The organism is Hahella sp. HN01 (assembly GCF_018986435.1).
In the GTDB taxonomy this organism is placed as follows: domain Bacteria; phylum Pseudomonadota; class Gammaproteobacteria; order Pseudomonadales; family Oleiphilaceae; genus Hahella.
The window spans coordinates 1-3119 of sequence record NZ_JAHMIN010000091.1 but is presented as its reverse complement, the minus strand read 5'-3'; the positions used below and the strand labels follow the sequence as shown (position 1 = coordinate 3119).

The window sequence follows — 3119 nt, the reverse complement described above, 5'->3', positions numbered from 1 at the left end:
AAGGTGAAATAGTAAATCGTACTGCTAAGGGATTCCATAGCTCTGCGGATTCTCATTACATGTTTGGATCTAAGGCCACAAGAATAATTAAGCGGTGGGGGCTAAGAAAGAACGGGGTTTATATGGCATCTGCCGAAATATGGGATGACAAAACCAAAAGATATAGACTTAAGAAAGTAACTACAATGTTCCCTGATCGGTGGTCAAAAGCCCAGGTTTCAGCTGCACTGTATAAAGCTTGGGAAAAGAATAAGYGTAAGAGTACTGGCTTAGTTAGAATTTCTGGGATGAAGATTAGGTACCATGTTGAGGGGATGTACTTGAGAGGTTTCCCAATCCAGTAAAGGACTAGAGTATGAGTAAGTCAAAATTAGTGGTTATTGATAATAAAAATTACGAATGGTACGCAACTCAGAATGACGAACATCCGGATTTCTGTTTGGTTTCGAAAGAGGGAGGGGACATCTGGGTACAGGTCTGCTTGTCAGATTCTGAGAAAGCTCATAGCCTTCAATATCTTGGTGGCCGTGCGGATCAAGCTATACCAGATGAAACAGCAAAAAGGATTATTGAGAGAATAATATATAAAGGTTACCTAAAGTCCTATAAAGATTCTGATATTGGATTGATTTTTTTTGATGGTGACCTAATTGAAAACTAATCATTAACAACGCAAAGAAACGCGGAATACCGCTTCGACAAGGTCGGCAACCGCATCTACAGCATCATCGACGGCGTGCACACCGGCTACAGCTATGACGACAATGACCGCCTGACGCAACAGGGCGGCGTCACCTACAGGTATGACGCCAACGGCAATACGCTGACGGAAACCGAAGACGGTCTGGTCAGCGCTCGTTACACTTACAGCGCGAAGAACAAACTCCTCGCGGTAACCAAAGCGGGCGAGACCACCAGCTTCGGTTATAACCTGGATGGCATTCGCACTCGGAAAGCGGCAAGCGGCGCAACCACCGACTTTATCGTCGACCAGAACCGCGACTACGCCCAGGTGCTGCAAGAAGTCGTCAACGGCGCCAAACAAGTCAGCTACGTCTACGGCGACGACCTGCTAAGCCAGGCAAGATCCGGCGACGTCAGCTACTATGTCTACGACGGCCAAGGCTCCGTCCGCTCTTTAACAAGCCAAACCGGCGACCAAACCGACAGCTACCACTACGACGCCTTCGGCATCCTGCTGCACAGTGAAGGAGACACCCCAAACAGCTACCTGTACACCGGAGAGCAATACGATGCATCGCTGGATCAGTACTACCTGAGGGCGAGATATTACGACCAGAACCAGGGGCGGTTTACGCAGATGGATACGTGGCCTGGAAATAGTGGCCAGCCAATCACTCTAAATAAGTATCTATATGCTAACTCTGATCCTATTAGATTTGTGGATCCCAGTGGCAAAAACGGTCTATTAATTGGTCAAGGTATGGGGTTGACAATAAATGGAGTCATGTCGACTATTTCAGTAACTGGAGCGGTAAATATTGCTAGAACAATTGTTACTAGAGCTATCGGATCGTCTATTCTAAGAAAGGCTGCAGTTGCAAGTGCATTATATACAGTGGCAAATCAATATGGTGATGAAGCCGGTGATTTTGGAAGAGCTGTATCTATAGGAATATCGGCTTTTAATAAATGGACTAATTCCGACAAATATAGGAAGCACCAAGACAGTGGCCACTACGTTACCACTCAAGGGGCAAGCGGGCTAACGAAAACCCCCGTCGTACAAAGTTCGACTAGAAAAATTCCGGGGACAAAAATTAATTGGACCCATAAGTCAGGAGGGAAACCTGGCCGAGTTATAGGTTTTGAATACAAGCTAGGAAAAAATGGGAGTCCAACCAATGGGTCTGCGTTCTCATTTAGGATTGATTATCAGGATTATGTTCAATATCCACCACCGGGAATATTTAGGCCTCACTATCATTTATGTATGTTTGGTGTTGATTGTAGTAAGCATTACTATTTTGACGAGGTGTTTAAGTAATCTCCGAGATTAATGCTCGTTAGCAAGGATCTTGCATTACCGCTTAAATGGTTTTTCAAGATCCTTTGAAGTAGAGTTGTATTTTCTAATATGCTTTCCAGTCTGCAGGTTTCTGATAAAATTCGGCACCATAGCATACAATACAATAGCTTAATGGCTTCATGTTGTCGTATAGCTGGAAGGTAGTAAGATTGCTTTCCTTTGTCTCTAGTAGATAAATGTCGTCAAACTCTTCCTCAGGCAATAGAACTTTAGATTTTTCTATATCACAAATTACCAGCCTGGGGTGCTCAGAAAAAAGAATTACAGTCGAAATGTTCAGGTAACAAACACTTTTAAAGGTTACGAAGGCGTTGACGTTCTCTCCAGGTCCACCTTCAGCTGTAATTTTGACAGTCAAATTACAATCCCTGTCGAAACTATCAATCTCAAGTCTGTCTAACCATGATAGTGTTTTATTAAATTGGTCTAGCTGCATTTTGGGGCTCATATATGTAAATTAATATCCTAGTATAGCCGTTGGTTGGAATGAAGCACAGAACAGGACTAATGGCGATTCAAAGGCTTGTGTGAGGCAGCATAAAGGCGTACCTCACTTCACGTTTTTGGCGAATACGCAGTTGTAGATTCATCGGTCAACGCAACACCTACTACCGTTACACCCTGCACAGCACGGGGAGACGGGAGCAAATCGAAGAGCTGCACAATGGCCGGGTGTCGACCTATACCTATGACGCCCTGTATCGCCTGACGCGATCAGCGATCCGGTCAATGGTGACTACAGTGCGGAATACCGCTTCGACAACGTCGGCAACCGCATCTACAGCATCATCGACGGCGTGCACACCGCTTACAGCTATGACGACAATGACCGCCTGACGCAACAGGGCGGCGTCACCTACGCCTATGACGCCAACGGCAATACGCTGACGGAAACCGAAGACGGTCTGGTTAGCGCTCGTTACACCTACAGCGCGAAGAACAAACTCCTCGCGGTAACCAAGGCGGGCGAGACCACCAGCTTCGGCTATAACCCAGACGGCATTCGCACCCGGAAAGCGGGAAGCGGCGCCACCACCGACTTTATCGTCGACCAGAACCGCGACTACGC

At 46.2% G+C, this 3119-nt stretch carries 4 protein-coding genes and 1 pseudogene; 4 read left to right on the top strand and 1 reads right to left on the bottom strand.

The window, feature by feature from the left end; translation table 11 throughout:
- The 3 genes from KP814_RS32125 to KP814_RS33075 all read left to right on the top strand — a co-directional run.
- A partial coding sequence (locus KP814_RS32125; RefSeq protein WP_216740605.1) for an EndoU domain-containing protein occupies positions 1 to 344 on the top strand: 344 nt, incomplete at its 5' end.
- Positions 345 to 355: 11 nt separating this feature from the next.
- Positions 356 to 661, top strand: a complete 306-nt coding sequence (locus KP814_RS32120; protein ID WP_216740604.1) for a hypothetical protein — start codon at positions 356 to 358, stop codon at positions 659 to 661.
- Between the two features lie 75 nt (positions 662 to 736).
- Positions 737 to 2008 (top strand): RHS repeat-associated core domain-containing protein, encoded by a 1272-nt coding sequence (locus tag KP814_RS33075; protein ID WP_371824113.1) that lies wholly within the window; start codon positions 737 to 739, stop codon positions 2006 to 2008.
- Positions 2009 to 2093: 85 nt separating this feature from the next.
- Here the strand turns inward: KP814_RS33075 and KP814_RS32110 are convergent, their stop codons facing one another.
- Positions 2094 to 2486: a hypothetical protein gene (locus KP814_RS32110; RefSeq protein ID WP_216740603.1), complete on the bottom strand. Its 393-nt coding sequence runs from the start codon at positions 2484 to 2486 to the stop codon at positions 2094 to 2096.
- A 361-nt stretch (positions 2487 to 2847) separates the two neighbouring features.
- Here KP814_RS32110 and KP814_RS33070 point away from each other — a divergent pair.
- A pseudogene (locus KP814_RS33070) lies at positions 2848 to 3119 on the top strand (type IV secretion protein Rhs); the annotation flags it as partial.

What these genes read in the sequence shown, in the direction of transcription:
- KP814_RS32110 (WP_216740603.1), bottom strand. Translation starts at nt 2,486, where the DNA reads ATGCAGCTAGACCAATTTAATAAAACACTATCATGGTTAGACAGACTT.
- KP814_RS32120 (WP_216740604.1), top strand. Translation starts at nt 356, where the DNA reads ATGAGTAAGTCAAAATTAGTGGTTATTGATAATAAAAATTACGAATGG.